General features: G+C 42.4%; 13 protein-coding genes. 9 read left to right on the forward strand and 4 right to left on the reverse strand.

All coding sequences use genetic code 11. The annotated features are described in order from the left end of the window. Window positions 1-17: 17 nt before the first annotated feature. Window positions 18-761: a hypothetical protein gene (locus QXD64_02135; protein MEM3396114.1), complete on the reverse strand. Its 744-nt coding sequence runs from the start codon at window positions 759-761 to the stop codon at window positions 18-20. 2 nt (window positions 762-763) lie between these two features. Then, window positions 764-1,888, reverse strand: coding sequence for a zinc ribbon domain-containing protein (locus QXD64_02140; protein ID MEM3396115.1), 1,125 nt, complete (start codon window positions 1,886-1,888; stop codon window positions 764-766). A 166-nt stretch (window positions 1,889-2,054) separates the two neighbouring features. Between QXD64_02140 and QXD64_02145 the strand changes: the two genes are divergently transcribed. From QXD64_02145 to QXD64_02180, 8 genes are all read left to right on the forward strand, one after another. Beyond that, window positions 2,055-2,846 (forward strand): S-methyl-5'-thioadenosine phosphorylase, encoded by a 792-nt coding sequence (locus tag QXD64_02145; protein MEM3396116.1) that lies wholly within the window; start codon window positions 2,055-2,057, stop codon window positions 2,844-2,846. Between the two features lie 11 nt (window positions 2,847-2,857). Then, complete coding sequence (locus QXD64_02150; GenBank protein MEM3396117.1) at window positions 2,858-3,010, forward strand: hypothetical protein; 153 nt, start codon at window positions 2,858-2,860, stop codon at window positions 3,008-3,010. Window positions 3,011-3,046: 36 nt separating this feature from the next. After that, on the forward strand, window positions 3,047-3,781 hold the full coding sequence (locus tag QXD64_02155; GenBank protein MEM3396118.1) for a DUF92 domain-containing protein: 735 nt from the start codon (window positions 3,047-3,049) through the stop codon (window positions 3,779-3,781). Window positions 3,782-3,786: 5 nt separating this feature from the next. Continuing rightward, window positions 3,787-5,001: a 2,3-bisphosphoglycerate-independent phosphoglycerate mutase gene (locus QXD64_02160; GenBank protein ID MEM3396119.1), complete on the forward strand. Its 1,215-nt coding sequence runs from the start codon at window positions 3,787-3,789 to the stop codon at window positions 4,999-5,001. Window positions 5,002-5,005: 4 nt separating this feature from the next. Further along, window positions 5,006-6,163, forward strand: a complete 1,158-nt coding sequence (locus QXD64_02165) for an MFS transporter (protein MEM3396120.1) — start codon at window positions 5,006-5,008, stop codon at window positions 6,161-6,163. Window positions 6,164-6,222: 59 nt separating this feature from the next. Continuing rightward, the gene (radC, locus tag QXD64_02170) at window positions 6,223-6,900 is read left to right on the forward strand and encodes a DNA repair protein RadC (GenBank protein ID MEM3396121.1); all 678 of its coding nucleotides are present in this window, start codon (window positions 6,223-6,225) and stop codon (window positions 6,898-6,900) included. Between the two features lies 1 nt (window position 6,901). Next, the gene (locus QXD64_02175; protein ID MEM3396122.1) at window positions 6,902-7,084 is read left to right on the forward strand and encodes a hypothetical protein; all 183 of its coding nucleotides are present in this window, start codon (window positions 6,902-6,904) and stop codon (window positions 7,082-7,084) included. A 123-nt stretch (window positions 7,085-7,207) separates the two neighbouring features. Then, window positions 7,208-7,909, forward strand: coding sequence for an ATPase domain-containing protein (locus QXD64_02180; protein MEM3396123.1), 702 nt, complete (start codon window positions 7,208-7,210; stop codon window positions 7,907-7,909). Window positions 7,910-7,924: 15 nt separating this feature from the next. On the opposite strand, the gene QXD64_02185 is transcribed toward QXD64_02180, so the two are convergent. Both QXD64_02185 and QXD64_02190 read right to left on the reverse strand, forming a co-directional pair. Continuing rightward, window positions 7,925-10,504 (reverse strand): carboxypeptidase regulatory-like domain-containing protein, encoded by a 2,580-nt coding sequence (locus QXD64_02185; GenBank protein MEM3396124.1) that lies wholly within the window; start codon window positions 10,502-10,504, stop codon window positions 7,925-7,927. Beyond that, complete coding sequence (locus QXD64_02190; protein MEM3396125.1) at window positions 10,504-13,173, reverse strand: tetratricopeptide repeat protein; 2,670 nt, start codon at window positions 13,171-13,173, stop codon at window positions 10,504-10,506. Before QXD64_02190 ends, QXD64_02185 begins: the two co-directional genes overlap by 1 nt. 125 nt (window positions 13,174-13,298) lie before the next feature. On the opposite strand from QXD64_02190, the gene QXD64_02195 reads away from it, so the two are divergent. After that, window positions 13,299-17,573, forward strand: a complete 4,275-nt coding sequence (locus QXD64_02195) for a CARDB domain-containing protein (protein MEM3396126.1) — start codon at window positions 13,299-13,301, stop codon at window positions 17,571-17,573.

Consider the following 17,573-nt stretch of genomic DNA (forward strand, 5'->3'; position numbering starts at 1 on the left):
TCCACCTGTTAAAGGAGTTAAATTCCATACATCTTCAGTACCTTTTCATACAGTCGGTAATCTGGTGATTTGGCAAACTTTTCAATCGTCTCATCTGGCAATTCACCCAGCAATTCATCAAGAACAATCAGCAGTCTTTTTGTCTCCGCTTCTGATGTGTTCATAAGGTTCTCAAAAGCCTCCCTTGTGATTCCAAGATCAGAAAGCTCAGTTACAATTTCACCAATTGCGGCAACGGTTTTCTCCTCCATTTTTGCAACTTCCACCATTCTTGTCCTGAGATTTTCCTCAAGTTGAGCAATGGCTTTCTCTTTTTCCTCCAATTTCTTCACTTTTTCAATTAGCTCTTGCTCCATCGCCAGGATCTTCTCTTCTTTTTCACCTACCTCTTTTGTCTTTACTGCCAGTTCCTCTTCAATTTCTCTCCTTTTTCTCTCTATCTCCTCATGGAGCTTTCTCAGCTCAGCACTTTTCGCTTCAATCTCGTTGCTTTTGTTTGCGATTTCTTTCTCCTTATTTAAAAGCTCTTCCTCCTTGGCAATCAGCTCTTTTCTCCTTGCCTCCAGTTCCTGTTTAATCTTCACAATAATCATTCTCTGCTTATCCATCTCAGAGGTATCTTTTTGTGCCACTAGTTGTGATATCTGTGTCTGAGAGGGCATCTGAGGAGGCGTTGGGATTTTTTGCATTTCCTGCTGGCTTGTGGTTTTTCCCTCCGAAATCTCAGCTAGTTTTTCCTTGGCTTTATCTCTCAAACCCATCTTCAATCCTCTCCTACTTTATATTTATCCAGAATTTTTTCATACAATTTGAATTTTTCAGATTTTGCAAACTCTTCAATTTTGTTATCTGGCAATTCTCCTAAGAGGTCATCTAAGGTCTTAAGCATCGTGCGAAGTTCTTCAATTTCTTCGTCAGTAACTGCCATTTTCTTCAGTTTTTCATTTTCAGTGGTGAGTTCAGCAATCTGGCTCTTCAGTTTTTCAATCTCCTCTTCTGCCTTCTTTGTTGCCTTCTTTACCCGTTTCTCAGTTTCCTCGTCCAGCTCTTTTTTCACCTTAAAAAGTTCTGCCTGCACCTGTTTCTGAGCTGCAAGCCAGTCCTTCTTGGAGATTTTGCCTCCTGAGGTTTGCGTCGCCTTAGAAATTGTCTCTTCCATAGCAGTTTGCATTTTTGTAAAATCGAGATACTGGTCGATAACGCTATTTATACATTCTATGTTTTCATTCAGGAGGGATACGATTTCAACTAGAAATTTATCCTTTTCAATCTGACCACCTATCTTTGTCTCAGCTACAGAAGAAATTGTTTCTATGAATGTAGCCAGTGCGTCTTTCAGAGTTCCCTGAGGCAGTGTGTCTATCTTTTCCTTCAACTTCGCAATGTCTGTTTCAAGAATTTTCGAAAATTGTTTTCTTAATTCATCAGGAATCACTATTGACTTCACTTCAACTTCCTGCTCTTTTTCTAGTTCTTTTTCAACTTCTAGCTTTGTGTCACGCGGTTTTTCCACCTTTTCCGCATGCTGGGTAGTTTCGTCCACAACGCCAGCAACTGCCTTTATCACTTCCAGTGCCTTAGTGCGTTCCTCAATGTCTTCTGGGGTCTCTTTTTCCACTTTTTTTCCGAGGTCAAGCAATTTCAGAAGAAATTCTTCATCTACTGCTGTGCTGTCTTTGGTTCTAGTCTCCCGCAACACCTTGCCGCAGTACTCACATATTGTAGCGTATCTATCGACTACTTTTCCGCAGTAGGGGCATTCAATGCCTTCCTTTTCCACTTCCAGCAGAGAGAGACAGACCTCACACCGGTTATCTTTCTGTTTTACTTCCGATTTGCACGAAGAACAGACGATTCTGCCATCAGGCAGATAGGCCTTAAACACCATTTGAACACTGTATTAAACATCAGATTATAAACTTTGCTGAACATTCTGTAAGTAGAATAGGGTGCAATGGAGCGAAGACCCAGTGTCAACGAAAGAAAACAGGTCTATACCAATGTGGGAGATGTCAATAGAAAACCTAAAATCCCCCAACCTGTTCCCTGCATCTATGGAACAGATAAAGGCAAAAATTGGCGTGATTGGTGGTTCAGGCCTCTACGATTCTGGTCTTTTCACACCAGAGGAAACACTGAAAATCTCAACACCATATGGAGCGCCCTCATCAAATGTAGAGATTGGAAAAATAGAAAATGTAAGGGTAGCGTTTCTTGCAAGGCATGGAAAGGGGCATGTGATACCAGCCCACAAAGTGAATTACAGAGCAAACATCTGGGCGTTGAAGTCCGTTGGTGTGGAGAGAATTTATTCCATCCAAACAGTTGGCTCACTGAAGATGGAAATGGAGCCAGGTCATCTTGTTGTTCCAGACCAGTTCATAGATTTCACAAAGAAGCGAGATTACTCATTTTACGATGGTGGCAGAACCTACCACATCTCGATGGCAGACCCATTCTGCGGTGAACTTCGCAAACTGCTCTGGAGCACAGCGGAAAAGCTTGGAATAAAGGTTCATCAAGCGGGAACTTATGTTTGCATAGAAGGTCCTAGATTTTCCACCAGGGCAGAGAGCAAGATGTTCAAGAACTTTGCAGACATCATTGGTATGACGCTTGTGCCAGAAGCCCAGCTTGCCAGAGAGCTTGAGATCTGCTATGCAAGTTTATGCCAGATTACTGATTATGATGTCTGGGCTGAGAAGCCAGTGGATGCCCATGAGATTATTTCCACGATGCAGAAAAACATAGCCAGCATAAAGAAGATTCTCTCAGTATGTGTGCCCGCCACACCAGAGCAACGCTCATGCGAATGTAAGAATGCCCTTGAGTTTGCGGGAGTGTAGGGGGCGTCTAAATGCTGGTCACCTGCCCCAAATGTGGTTTCAAGTTTGACACAAGTTACGGTAGAAGTTTTGCCTGCAAGGGTTGTGCATCTGCAACATTTGGGGATTGCGGATATGTGAAATGTCCTAAGTGTGGACATGAATTTCCAAAAACAAAAATGTGAAAAAATAAAATTTAAGATGGGGAAAAAGGTAGAAATATGGCACTTGAGAATGTTCTACTTAGTGCTTTGCTATGCTTTATTATCGGAGTAATTGCATACTGGAAGCATGTGCTGGATTTTGAGGGCACGATCACTGCGTTCCTTGTGGGTTTTCCAATTGGTATTGCGAGCATTCCTTGGCTTGCCCTGCTTCTACTCTTCCTCATTGCCAGTTTCGGCGCAACAAAGTTCAAATTTGAGACCAAGAAAAAACTGGGTGTTCAGGAGGGAAAAAGGGGAGAGCGGAGCTGGAGGAATGTGCTTGCAAATGGCGTTGTCCCGATGTTTCTTGGGGTTGCCTATTCATTCGGCTTACCAGAAATACGCGAAGCCATTGTGTTCATGTATCTCACCGCCCTGGCTGTCGCTGCTTCAGACACACTTGCAAGCGAAATTGGAGTGCTTTCTGACAGGGTTTACCTAATAACAAATTTTAAGCGGGTGAAGCAGGGCACAAATGGAGGTATTTCTTTGCTTGGTGAACTCTGGGCGTTTAATGGAAGCTTGTTTGTATCTGTTGTGGGGCTTGGTTTCCTTGCTTTGTTCGGTGAAATAGAGTTCAACTTGCTTAATCTACTTTTGATTTCAGGATTGGGTTTCTTAGGGTGCCAGCTTGACAGTTTGTTTGGTGCAGTGCTTGAGAACAAGAGGTTGCTAACAAAAGGCACAAATAATCTTCTCTCTATCGGGTGCACGATAATAATTGCGGTGGTGATACTGTGGCTGATTTAGGAAAGATGCTGATTGTAATTTGCGATGGGCTTGGAGACAGGCCAGTGAAAGAGTTCAAAGGGAAAACCCCCCTCCAGGTAGCGAAGAGACCAGCAATTAATAAACTTGCGAGTAGCGGAATCTGCGGGATGATGTATCCGATTGATGTTGGTGTGAGAGCTGGCAGCGATACTTCTCATCTTGCAATTCTGGGATACGACCCTTATAAACTTTACACTGGCAGGGGCCCATATGAGGCAGCTGGTGTCGGGCTTGAAGTCAGGGGTGGCGATGTTGCCTTCAGATGCAATTTCTCAACAGTTGATGAGAACTTAGTTGTTAAAGATAGGAGAGCAGGTAGAATCAAGGAGAGGACTAACGAAATTGCAAGAGCACTGGATGGCATGGAAATAGAGGGTGTGAAAGTGCTATTCAAGGAGTCAATAGAGCATCGGGCTGTTCTGGTTTTGCGAGGCGATGGCTTGAGTCCCTACATTACGGATGCAGACCCACATGGAGAAAACAAGAAGGTAAGTGAGGTGAAGGCCCTGAAGCCAGAAGCAGAACTTACTGCAAGAGTGGTAAACAAGTTTGTGAATGAGAGCTATAGAATTTTAAAAGAGCATCCTGTGAACAAAGAGAGAATTGCGAAGGGTTTGCCCCCAGCTAACATCGTGTTGCCAAGGGGTGCAGGAATTGTGCCTCACATACCAAAAGTGGGAGAACTGTACCACATAAAAGGGGCTGCAATAACTGGAATTGCACTTGTGAAAGGAGTGTGCAGAGTTGCTGGTCTTGATATTATAGATGTGAAAGGGGCTACAGGAGGTCTGGATACGGACATGATGGCAAAGGCAGAAGCGGTGGTGAAGGCACTGGACGCCTATGACCTTGTGTTTGTCAACATTAAAGCCCCTGACATTTGTGGACATGATGGCAACGCTAAAGAGAAAGTAAAAGTGATTGAAAGGATTGATGCCGCCCTCGATTACATACTGAAGAATGCAAACCAGAACTATGTAATCGCCCTAACTGCAGACCACACGACACCAGTAAGTGTTAAAGACCACACTGGAGATGCTGTGCCTCTCGCAATCTGTGGAGAGGGTGTTCGGAAAGACAGTGTGAGAGCGTTCGACGAGATTAGTTGTGCAAGAGGAGGATTGGGCACAATTCTTGGAAAGAATTTGTTGCCATTGCTGCTTCAGCTAACTGCACGTTCGGAAAAATTCGGAAGCTGAGATTTTGGATAAAACAAACAATATAAACTTTATTTACTATAGTTATACATTTTTTAGTTATCTTTTCATGTTCTCACCGATATGGATTATTTTTCTTCTTAACCATAATTTTACGATGGTGGAGATTGGAATTATAGATGCAATTTACTGGCTAGCATTGTTTGTGTTTCAGATTCCTGCAGGGCTGTTATCCGATAAGTATCCGAGAATTTACATAATGGCAATTAGTTCGCTTCTTGTAGGAGTTGCAATTATTGTTTTTTCGTTTCCGTTTTCATTTTGGATCGTGGTGTTCTCTTATGTGCTCTGGGCTGCAGGTGTGGCAATGAAGAATGTCGGCGATGCTGCCTGGCTCTTTGATTACATGTATACAGTTGGTGAACAGAATAAATTTACAAAGGTTTATGGGTATGGATGGGCAATTTCGGAGGTAGCAATTGGAGTAGGTGCAATATTGGGAGGTTACCTTGGAAATCACTTTTCTCTTCAGTTTCCAATTTTGCTTAGTGGGATAATAATTCTATTCTCGGCAATCCTACCTTTTCAACTTCCCTGCTCTTCTACAATTCATAGAAAAGAAAATGTGATTGAAAATTTAATGCAAAGTATTAAAATTCTGAGAAATAACAGAAAGCTCTACATTTTACTCCTCATTGGGGGCGTGTATGCTGCATTTGATGGTGTTTTTATTATATTAAAGCAACCATTTATGTATTTTATTGGATTTACGGTGGATCAGATTGGTTTGATTTACCTTATATTTACTTTCGTGGGTGCATTTGCGTCTTTTACGATGTACAAATTGGAAAAGGCAATGGGTAAACAGATCCTGGTTCTAGTTGGCCTTCTTCCTCTCTTGAGCGTAGTGGTGATGGTGGTTGTGCCTGGGCTTCTAGCTGTGACTGGTGTGATTATGGTTGGATTTACTACTGGTCTTACAATGCCTTTGATGGTTTATTATGTGAACTTAGAGGTACCTTCTGAGAAGCGAGGTGTGATGCTCAGCTACATTAGCGTGATTTATACGGCTATTTTGATACCACTTTCACCGCTCTGTGGTTTTCTAGCGGATATTTCACTTCAGCTTGCAATAGTTTCCTTAGTTTGCCTCTGTATTCCGCTTCTGGTGCTTGTGGTTGTCGCCTATAAAAAGAGGAGATAGTTTTTTCAGGCCTACATGTAGGGATTGCTTTTAAATTCAGGGTTGAGGTAATGTGAATCATGTGGTCTGTGAAAATCAAGGACATGCCTCCGGCAGAGAGGCCAAGAGAAAGATTACTGATGTTTGGCACGAACAAGCTGAGCAACACGGAGTTGCTCGCAATTCTGATAAGAACGGGAAACAAGCAGGGAAGTGCACTGGACCTCGCTAAAAAAATGCTGGCAGAAACTACGGTACTGGAACTCTCAAAACTCTCTGCCCAGGAAATTGCATCAAGATTTGGTGTTGGTCTCACTGCGGGCTGCATTATCGCGGCTGCATTTGAGCTTGCACGAAGGTTGTCCGAGGAGATGCAGTATGTGCCTGAACAGATTCAGAGTGCATCAGAAGCAGCCAGAGTTGCTAGGAGATACATCGTAGATGACACAAAGGAGAATTTCATCACAATTTTTCTAAATGGCAAGAACAGAATTGTTAAGGCGGAGACAACGAGCGTGGGTATTTCCAACATGTCAATTGTAGAGCCGAGAGAAATTTTTTCGAAGGCATTGTTGCTGAAAGCAACAGGCGTAATCATTGCTCACAACCATCCCTCCGGCGAGACAGAGCCAAGCGAGGAAGATTTGAAGCTCACGAGAAGAATAAAGGAGGGGTGCCTGCTGCTGAACCTCACATTGCTGGACCACATTGTTCTTGGAAATGGATTTACGAGTTTGAGGGAGAAGGGGTTGATTTAAGATGACAGTCGATTACTACATAGACGCGACAGACCTTGCTGGAAATGCAGCAACTCACGGAAATGCCGCAACACCCCACTTCATCAGTGTGGGTGGTGTCTTTGAGAGCGGTGCAATCCTCATCGTGCTCTGTGTTTTCGTGTGTGTGGGACTTATTGCTGACAGAAGGCATCGCCTGCAGTAAATCTTTTCCATTTTTCGGAAGACCCTTCCAAAACTTTTTTGTTTTTCTTTATTGAGGAAAAAGAGCAAGGTCTCCATAATCTATATATTTAGGATGTGCATATGGAAGTGCATAGGTGATGGTTTGGACAGAATAAAAACCTTCGTGGAAGGGCTAGATGAGGACTTAAATGGAGGGTTTCCCAAGGGACACATAATACTGATAACTGGTACTCCAGGTACTATGAAATCTTCACTTGTGCTGAATGTGATGTTTCAGAACGCACTCCACAACAATATGAAATCCCTCTATATTTCAGTTGAAGAGAGCAAAGAAAGTTTAGTGGCTACAATGGAGAATCTGGGTCTCACACCTCTTGATGAAAGAAAGCTGTTTATAGTGGATGTTGCAAAGCTGCGCCTGGAACATCAGGAAGCAGATGAGGCAAGAGACTGGCTAAAAATTTTAAAGGAATATATTTTCAGAAGGGTAAGAGATGAGCACTTTGAAATTGTGGCAATTGACTCACTCACAGCGCTTTATTCCCTTGTTGCCTTTACAAATCCGAGAAACGAACTTTTCCACTTCTTTGGTTTTCTCAGAGAACTGGGTGTTACTGTGCTGCTCATTTGTGAAGCAGTGAGTGAAGAAAGTGCGTTCGGCCTTTATCGAGAGGACTATCTTGCAGATGGTATCATTCAGCTTAAGTTCACATCATTGGGAGAGAGTGATGTCTCGCTGCGCATCAGAATTGTAAAGATGAGACATACAAAAGTTCATCATGGTTACAAGGCTCTGATACTGAGGGACGGAAAATTTGTGACCACACCGATAATCACAGAATAAACGCCCGAAAACTACTTACTGGTACCTCTTCCTCATTGTTTTTGCTGTGAAAAGAAGCACAACAACTCCTATCAAAATTAACTGGATCACAGTAAAATCAGGTGTGGTCTTAACCGGAATTTCTTTTTCAAGTTGAATCCAAACAGTGGTGTTGTTGCCTGCAGTTACGCTCACAGTATCACGTGCATCCTTGTATCCGGGGCAGGAAATAAGAAGGGAATACACCCCTTCCTTTAGCCCTATAATCTGAAATTCTCCCATCGTATTTGAAATCACGGAAATTTCTGTGCCTTCCACAACGATGCTAGCCCCAGCTATAGGTTTCCCACTTGCATCAATTACATAACCTGTTATGTTGCCTGGCGGAGGTATGTATTTCTCCATCTCCACAACACCTATATCCGTATTTTCCTCGGAAAGGACAGTGATGTTTGTGAATTCCTGTTGTGCATAACCCTCTTTGGTAAAAGTAACTCTGTAATTCCCTTCAGGGATATCTGTTAGGAGAAACCATCCACTTTCATTTGTAATACAACTCTTTATCTTTTTCGTGCCGTTATAGACATTCACAGTGACACCACTTAATTCGTTGCCACTTTTTTCTTTTACAATTCCTAGAATTCCACCAGTGCCACTGCTAGGACAAAAGAAAATGTCCACCTCCGTTTTTGTAGCCGAGATGAGAGTTGTATTCTGCACTGCAAATCCATAAAAGTAATGATGGGCAGCGATGCTGTAGTCACCTGAGGGTAAACCGGTTAGAATGTGGTAATATCCATTCGTGTCCGTCCATACAATCGTTGAAGTTGGAAAGGGGAGAGAGGTGCTTGAGAGAATAAATTCAATTTGAACATCTGCGAGTGGCGCAGTGATTTTTCTGTAATATACATGACCATAGACCTCTGCACTTTTGTTCAAAGTTACGGAGTACCAATTTGTAGTTCCATGACTAATTACGATCAAATTTTCAAAGAAATTCTCACAGCACCCAGGTGCATTTCTCACGAGCAGGTCGTATGTTCCCGAAGGGAGATTTTGCCAGCCATCTCCAAATACCAATGTTCCATTGTTACCTGAGGACCTTGTTTCACAGATAATGTAATTGTTTCCTGATTTTTGGACTAAATAGCCAACGGCATTTGCTACTGGTAAACCTGCATAATCTGTGAGGTTAACAATAGCCTTTCCTGATTCACTGAGGGTAATGTTGAAGTTCTCAATTTCAAATGAATTAGTCAAATCCACTGTTCTGCTTGAGGGGATGTAACCTGGTGCACATGCCTCAATTCGATAAGTCCCAGCAACAAGATTAGTGTCGAGTTTGTAGTAACCATTCTGGTTCGTGTAAATCTTTTCCACGCTCCTTCCTTCTGCGCTAAAAATTTCAACACTTCCAAATAAGAAGTTATCGTACGCTGTTCTGAGATAACCAGATACAGAACGGGACAATGAAAGATTGAGGTCTAACCATGCAATTTCACCCTCTGTAAGTACCCATATCTTTTCTTCCCGGATGTGATGCGCACACACTGCTTCAATTGTGTAAGTTCCTGTTGTAAGTGTGGGTGAGGAGATTGAGAAGAAGCCATTTAAATCAGTCACTCCATAGGCAAATCTTCCATCTTGGCTGCTGATGGTTACCATCGCATTTACCAGAGCGCCATTTTCATCCGAAACATTGCCACGAAAAATTGCAGCTGGGTTTAGGTTGAAATCCACATTATTGACGCTTCCTCCCATGATAGCGATTGAAACATTTAAGGGTGCACTGTTTAGCCATGATCCATTTGGTTCAGTTGGAGGAAACACTTGGATTTTATAACTGCCTGGAGCTAGGTTAGTGTTGAGAATATACTCTCCATTATCATCAGTCAAATCTGTGCAAATAGGCAATCCGTCTCGGTCGTACGCATACACACTTGCATTGCTTACCCGTTCTCCTGTGTTGCCTCTCACAGTCCCCATAATCACCCCAGATCTGTTGAGGGTAAAATTCACGAAAGTATCAACACCCTTGGATACACTGAGGTTCTGGATGAGAATAGAAGAAAGATAGCCTTCTGCAGAAGCATAGATTTCGTAACCATCTCCAGGGTAAAGTTGGTTTTCAAAGTTCGAGGAGGTGAACCTGAAAGCACCACTTGCATCCGATTGAGCATAGAGTTCTACGTTGAACTTTGGATTTGAAAGGATGAGAGTAGCATTTTCTACTGGTTCTCCACTATCTCCAGCAATTCTCCCTACAATTCCAGCTGATCGCTCAAGTACAAATGTATAGGAATTTCCAGGTACACAATCATGCTTGCTTTGGTGATAGTATCCATTCGCACTCACTCTCAGGAAATACATCTTGTCTGTCTCCAGTCCGAGAAACTGGAACAACCCGTTTGCGTCAGTTGTGGTTGAGTATTCTGCGCTATTTAGGTAATCTGTTGCCATTACCATAGCATCCTTTATTCCATTCCCAAAACCATCATAAACATAGCCAGTTAAGATTGTCGATTCAGGTTTGGCTTCAACTTCTTCACTTGACCAGTTCTGGATAATGTTTGGGAGTAAAATAAGGAGAATCAGGCTTGTCCCTAAAATTCGCATCAGCGCGCCTCCACCTTCTGTATCTTCCAGCTTAACCTTTCTAATTTTTTCTGTGCTCCAATTTGATTGTATATTCCCTTCAGTGTTTCAAAGATTCTCATGGTTTCAACTCTATCGCCAGTTTTGATACTTAAGTCAAGTAGGGCCTCATGGACCTCTATAATCCGCATAAGGTTGCCTACATCCCTTGCAATCTTATAACTCCGTTCTAGATACTGTCTCGCCTTCTGAAAGTCATTCATTTCTGCGTAGATTATCCCAAGCACTCTGTATGCCCTAGCTTCATCCACACTTGTTTTCAATTCTTTCGCAATCTCAAGCGCATCTTCTGCATACTCTATTGCTTTCCCATAAAATGTGAGTGAAGAATAGGTGTGTGCGATTCCAATTTTAGAGGAGGCAATTTCTTTTCTTGCACCAATTCGTTGAGCAAGGTCCAATGCTTTTTCGAATGCAACTAGGGCCTCATCGTAACTTTCTTTTTCAAGATAGACCAACCCGATATTATCCTGAACCATTTGCTCAGTGATCATGTCTTTCTGGCTCTCTGCATATCTTAGGCACTGCGTATAATATTCAAGTGCGGTGTCATATTCTCCCAGGTAGTGATAAATAATCCCGATGTTCATTTTAGTCACAGCAATCCCATTTTCATCTCCCACTCTTTGGTATGCTTGCACAGAGTTTTCATAATGCATAAGCGATTTTTTGAGGTCTCCTTTTTCACTCCACAACACACCTAGATTATTCTGGGCAATTGCCACTCCCCACAGGTCACCTGTTTTTTCTGCAAATCTCCCATATTCTTCAAAGCAACGCAAGGCCTCCTCATAATTTCCTCTTTCCATGTGGATTGCACCGAGGTTGTTAACCGCACTCATTAGTCCTTTTTCGTCCTTTATCTCTTTCCTGACTACAACAGATTTCTCAATGTTCTCAATGGCATCTTCAAATGCGCCCTTCCGGTAGTACGCAAGAGCCAGGTCCATATATCCATCGCCAAGCAATTTCATGTCATTGTGTCTTCTGGCAATTTCTATTGCATGCTCTGCATATTCTATTGCGTACGCTAGCTTTCCTTTCTCTCGGTAGACCTCTGAAATTCCTTTGAAAATTTTTCCACGCAGAATTTCGTTGGTGCCAGCTTTACCCAAAGCATCCTCAAATCTGAACAGGGCTTCTTCATATGCCCCTAGTCGGAAGTATGCTTCACCCATCCTTACCATGGTTTCAAGTAGTAGATCCTCATCATTTTCTTCCTGAGCCAATTCTTCAATTCTTTGCAAATATGTTAGAGTATCCATGTATCTCCCAGCGTGGAAAGAAATTTCAGTAGCATTTTTTAGCACATCTAAAAGATTTTCTAGTGTTCCTTCATTCAGCTTTTCAAGGGATTTCATTGCGATATCTAAATAAAACAACGACTCTTCAGAAGCATACAACCTTGCGAAGTTTTCTCCGGCCTCCTTTGCGTAGTTGAATGCTTCTTTGTAATTGCCAGCAAGGAAATAGTGCATCGCAATATCTCCCGTATTTTTCATAGTTTTATGGGCTGCAAGTTCTGCTGCAATTCTAGCATGAATTTGTTTTCTTCTTACTGTATTCATCGAAGAGTAAATTACTTCCCTCATCAAATTATGTCTAAAGCAGAAAATTTCTTCATATCCTTTCTCAAAGAGTACTCCCTCTTCAATCAGTTCTTCAAGGTTCTCGAGGACACTCTCCTCACTCATCTCACACAATTTCTGGATTATTGAAAAATAAAACTCTCTTCCAAATACGCTTGCAAGTGTAAGAATCTTTTTCTTTTCTGGTGTCATTCTCTCCAGTTTTCTGGTAATGATGTATTTTACAGTTTGAGGGATTTCTGTGTCTTCTTCGTCTATTGCAAAGCTTCTATGCACAATTTTCTCGCCGTAGGCTTTTATAATTTCCTCAATAAACAGAGGGTTTCCGTCTGTTTTTTCGTATACTTTTTTTGCAACATCCTTTCTTGGCTCTTTTTCTATCATGGTTTTGATGAAATTGTGCACATCCTCTGGTGAAAGTGGTTTGACTTCGATTGTATCTATGATTCTCTCAATGTTCATCTGTCTTAGTTCTGACAATAACTTACTAGTTTTGCTTTCTTTGATCTCCTCTGTGTTGTAAGAACAACATATTAGAACAGGAATATCTGCAATATTTCTTGCCAAGTAGTGCAGGAGTGCAATTGAAGATGGATCAAACCACTGGATATCGTCAAAGAGTAGGACTATAGTATTTTTCATTGCTCTCATTTTTATTATTCGGAAAATAAGTTCTCTCAATCTTCTGCTTTCTAGCGTAAAATCAATTTCACCAGAAACTGGGGTCTTTACTTGCTCTCCGAGGAGGAGTGAAATTGCGGGAGGTGCATTGGTTCTCAACTCCTCGATCAAATCTCTGTTTCTTTGAATGAGAGTGAGAAACGGATGGTAGGGCATTGCATTTTCGTCAATACCACTTCCCCAGTAAACTTCCAGGTTCTCCGCATTGCATCTATTCCTCAACTCTTCAAGGAGCCTTGTTTTTCCTATTCCAGTTTCTCCTGAGATTATCAATGTTCTTCCTTTGCCTTTTTTTGCGTTTTCCAGAGCTCCAAGTATCATTCCCATTTCTTTTTCTCTGTTGACCAGTGCTTTGCCCAAGTTATCCCTCACATTCCACAATCTTTCCTATATAATAGATTTTGCGGAAGAGTTGCCAATAGGTATATATACAAAATCTCTATTTGGGATAACAACAAAAACGAAATTGAGAGGGATGATAAATTATGAACAGAATTTCAAAAAACAAAACTGGGCAAGTGGTTTGGACAATGTGCGTGGCAATACTGGTCTCGCTCCCTATATCTGTAAGTAGTGCAGCTCTTTTTATGGGAACGAACGATACAATAAGAGCAGTGAACGATCTGGTTGTTGATACCACAGTAATTCTAGATAGGTCTACGGCCCCAAGTGGAATCCTAGGCATGGATGGTAACATTACTATAAATTCTGGTGGAAATCTGACCGTTAGAAATATAGAGATTCAGTTTTTGCAAGATGGGGGGTTATACCCAGTGACTCTTCCGAAAAAATATTTCCTCAAAGTCAACTCCGGTGGGACCCTTTATCTAGAGGATAGCACAATCACTGTCTCCACGATGATGGTGAATCCCTTCCTTAAATTTAATCTTTCGTCAGATGGGGGCAAAATTATAATGAAAAACTCAAAACTTGCTTTTCCAGGCTATCTCTATCTCGTGAATTCTGAGGTATATATCAATAATTCACAAATTACAGGGCTTTCTGAGATGCCCTCGGTATGGCAGAACGATGTAGCAAAAATTGATGACAATGACGATGCACCAATAATTTCGGCTTTGAATTCGAAAATATACATCTCTGATTCTATCATAGATAAGTACTACGAGAATGTAAACATTGTTGACTATCAATTAACACCCAAGGACTTCCCCGGGTACATTGAATTGCAACCCTCACAGACCATGACAATATCTCAGTTAGATGTTTCTGAGATAACTTATGATAAGCTAAGCAGTGTTTCTCTTCTCGTTGAGTACACAACTACACCAGACTATAATGGTACTAACAGTTTCCAGGTGTCTTATAATGGTGGTAGTTCATGGCAGAATCTCCCTGTGAATCCTGTGGCTGACACTCAAGCGAGTGAAGTTGTGCCTCTTGCTGTTACAACGCTAAACGGCCTAACAAATCTGCGGTTCAGATTTACCCATAACGGTAATACTGGCAATATCACAATCACAAGGTTTGATGTGGTTGTGAGACCTGGCTATGAATTCAACATCACACTTGCGGGTACAACACAGATGACGGTTATCAATTCCAACATTTCAATTGACTGGGATACAACAACCCTTACTGTAGGGACCTCCAACAAGCTTATCCTTTACAACAATGCTACACTGGAACTTTTGAATGTGAGTTTTGATGAAGCAGAAACTCCTCCTTTAGATGCAAATGGGCATGGTCAAAAGTATGCACCTGCAATTATTGCTTACAATAATAGCCAGGTGTTTGTATATAGATGGGCGAAAATTCCTGTCTATGACCAAAACAAGATGCCAATCCCAAATGCTCAGCTTGTATCAATTGAGTACACGCCCTCCTCTTCGATGATACAGTACAGTGTTGCTACTCAGGCAAATGATATGGATGCACATCCAATGATCAAAATGTATCTGACAGCAAATGGAATCACTAACAGATCCGACGCAGCGGGCATAATCAAATACCCTGTAGCTTCAGATTACATAAATATAACTACACTCCCAAATAGCTTGTTCATTGGTTCCTATGTGGCAAACTGCACCTACCTTGGGACAAAGAGGGGCACTGGAATCATAACTCTTCCTGCCTATCCAGACATGGTCGAGAATGATAACGTGTTCACCACATCACCTGTTGGGATATCAATAGACCTGCCAAACCTGAGGATAACTAGCGTTTTCACATCTCCGTCTCAACCATTGAAAGGAGATGTTGTTAACCTCACAGCAAGGGTGGAGAACACCGGATTGGCTATGGCAAGAGGGGTTACTGTTAGGTTTTTCGTAAATGGGATCGAGTTAGGTGATGCAGCACCCGTCGACGTGGCCCAGGGTGGAAGCCAGAATTTTGCGTATCCCTACACATTTGACTACTCAGGACAGGTTTCAATAACTGCCGTGGTTGATCCAGACAATCTTGTCTCTGAGATGGATGAAAATGACAATACATATTCTTCGATTTTCAGCATTGCCGGTAGACCTTCCCTTGTAATTGAATATTTATTTGTGCTTGTAAGTGGAGCACCATCTGAGAGTGTGAATGTAAATCAAACTGCTGAGATTCGAGCTACAATTAGAAACAACGGAGACGGAATTGCCTCAAGTGTCTCAGTCCAATTTAGAACTGAAGCAGGAATCATTGGAACAGATACTATTTCCACAATTCCGATAGGCGAAAGTAGGGATGCAAGTGTTACATGGACCCCATCTGTGGGCACAGCTTACACTATAACAGCAACTATTGTCTCATCATCTCCATCTGAATCTGATGTAGATAAGGGAGACAATATCGCTACGAAGTCAGTAATTATCACATATCCGAATCTTGCGATAAACCTCAATACACTAACTCTCTCACCAGAACCCGCAGAAAATGGTTCGACGACAATTTCGGTAGAAATTTACAATGATGGAAATGGTTTTGCCTCTGATGTAATCGTTGTATTCAAAACAGATAGCGACACTATCGGGACAAAGACAATCTCAAAGATTAATGCTAAATCTACAGTGATTGCCTCGATTGATTGGTATCTCCCAATAGGATATGGTGGTACAAGGAATGTTAGCGTACAAGTCACATCTTCTAAAGAAGGTTCAGTCACAGAAGAGATGAAAACCAGCACCTATGTAAAGTTTGCACCTCGCCTCTCGATGGACACCAAGGTCTGGTTCTATGATGAAGAAAACAATCTAATCAGTTCAGTCCAGCCAGGTACAACTGTAATTGTAAGGGTAAATATTACAAACACTGGAGACATCGATTCGTCAGAACTAAATGTGGATTTCTATCTTGATGGTCTCACAAAGTCGAACTATCTTGGGAAGGCAACTGTTTCGAAAGTTCCGGGGATGAGTACGAGTGTGTGCGAGTACAAATGGACAGCAAACGTCCAGAGGGTCAATTTGAATCACACCATTTATGCGAGGGTAAACAATACAGGAATGAATGCCTCTAACTCAATATTTGTTGAAAGATTGAACATCGAATGGAGTGCACCTCCTTATATCTCAACGAGTTACAATGTAAACCAGGACTATTTCCTTACAGGTCAGATAAGTGCCCCTGTTCCAATTGATACATCTAGGTTGCAGGTGCAGCTGAATGTAACAGACAGCAGCGGAAGATTTATAGGTAGTTACCCAGGCACATTTTCTACTGATGGTTCAGGACAGTTTACGATACCTGTGAAATTTGACAATCCAGGAACATACACACTGACAGTCGTGGTCTCAGGTGAAGAAGTGAATGAACTTAGGTACCCTGTGCCTAGCGTGAGTGTTGTAGGGGGACAGGGACCAGGCACTCCTTCTTTCTTGATATGGTTGATTGTAATAATCATCATCATAGTAGTGGTGGTGATAATTGCCTTCGTAATGATATCCAAGGTTGGTGTTGGAAAGCTAGGAGAATGCGGTGAATGTGGCGCTCCGATACCAGAAAATGCAACCAAGTGTCCGAAGTGCGGTGCTGAATTCGAGACAAGCACTGTTAGATGCAGTGAATGCGGTGCTTGGATACCTGCAAGTGCAAAGACCTGCCCAGAATGTGGTACGGTCTTCTCGGGCAAGAAGGTTGAGGAATCTAGCTATGAGAAGACAATGCGACAGCAATATGAGGCATATGTGGACAAATATAGAGCCCAGGCAAAGCGGGAAATGGGAGGAAGTTTCTCAGAAACTGCATTTTGGAGATGGTGGAGAACTCAGCCATCTTACATGACATACAATCAATGGCTCCATAAGGAAGAGGCTACAAAGAGAGAAACCACTAAATGCCCAAGCTGTGGAGCAATAAACGAGAGAGGTGCTAGAGTTTGTTATAGATGTGGAACTGCAATTCTGCCTCCAACTCAAAGAGCACCTGCACAGCAGCCGGCATATACACCGCCACCAGAAGGGAGATACACACCACAGCCTCAACAGCCAGATTACACTCCGCCCTATCAGCCGCAGGCACCAGTATATGCACCGCCGACACAACCTCCCGCACCAAGACCTGAAAGACAGCCTGCACCTGCGGCCTATGCTCCACCGCCTGCAAAGCCTGTTGTGCTGAAGTCCACACCTCCATCTGCACCGCCTACTCAGCAGCCACCAGTGCCTTCAACACCAGTTCCTCCGAAGAAAGTGATAAAACGGCCGGAGGCAGTTGAACCCATGCCAGAGAAACCATCTGGTAAACTCTGTCCAAAGTGCGGAAAAGAAATCAGTGCTGAATTCGTGGTATGTCCATACTGTGGGGCAATAGTTAGGTAA

It is taken from the genome of Thermoplasmata archaeon (assembly GCA_038874435.1).
Classification (GTDB): domain Archaea; phylum Thermoplasmatota; class Thermoplasmata; order Lutacidiplasmatales; family SKW197; genus SKW197.

Bases quoted from the DNA above. Each gene is read 5' to 3' on its own strand.
- QXD64_02140 (MEM3396115.1), bottom strand. From the start codon at position 1,888: ATGGTGTTTAAGGCCTATCTGCCTGATGGCAGAATCGTCTGTTCTTCG.
- QXD64_02135 (MEM3396114.1), bottom strand. From the start codon at position 761: ATGGGTTTGAGAGATAAAGCCAAGGAAAAACTAGCTGAGATTTCGGAG.
- QXD64_02175 (MEM3396122.1), top strand. From the start codon at position 6,902: ATGACAGTCGATTACTACATAGACGCGACAGACCTTGCTGGAAATGCA.
- QXD64_02155 (MEM3396118.1), top strand. From the start codon at position 3,047: ATGGCACTTGAGAATGTTCTACTTAGTGCTTTGCTATGCTTTATTATC.
- QXD64_02145 (MEM3396116.1), top strand. From the start codon at position 2,055: ATGGAACAGATAAAGGCAAAAATTGGCGTGATTGGTGGTTCAGGCCTC.
- radC (MEM3396121.1), top strand. From the start codon at position 6,223: ATGTGGTCTGTGAAAATCAAGGACATGCCTCCGGCAGAGAGGCCAAGA.
- QXD64_02185 (MEM3396124.1), bottom strand. From the start codon at position 10,504: ATGCGAATTTTAGGGACAAGCCTGATTCTCCTTATTTTACTCCCAAAC.
- QXD64_02195 (MEM3396126.1), top strand. From the start codon at position 13,299: ATGAACAGAATTTCAAAAAACAAAACTGGGCAAGTGGTTTGGACAATG.
- QXD64_02150 (MEM3396117.1), top strand. From the start codon at position 2,858: ATGCTGGTCACCTGCCCCAAATGTGGTTTCAAGTTTGACACAAGTTAC.
- QXD64_02160 (MEM3396119.1), top strand. From the start codon at position 3,787: ATGCTGATTGTAATTTGCGATGGGCTTGGAGACAGGCCAGTGAAAGAG.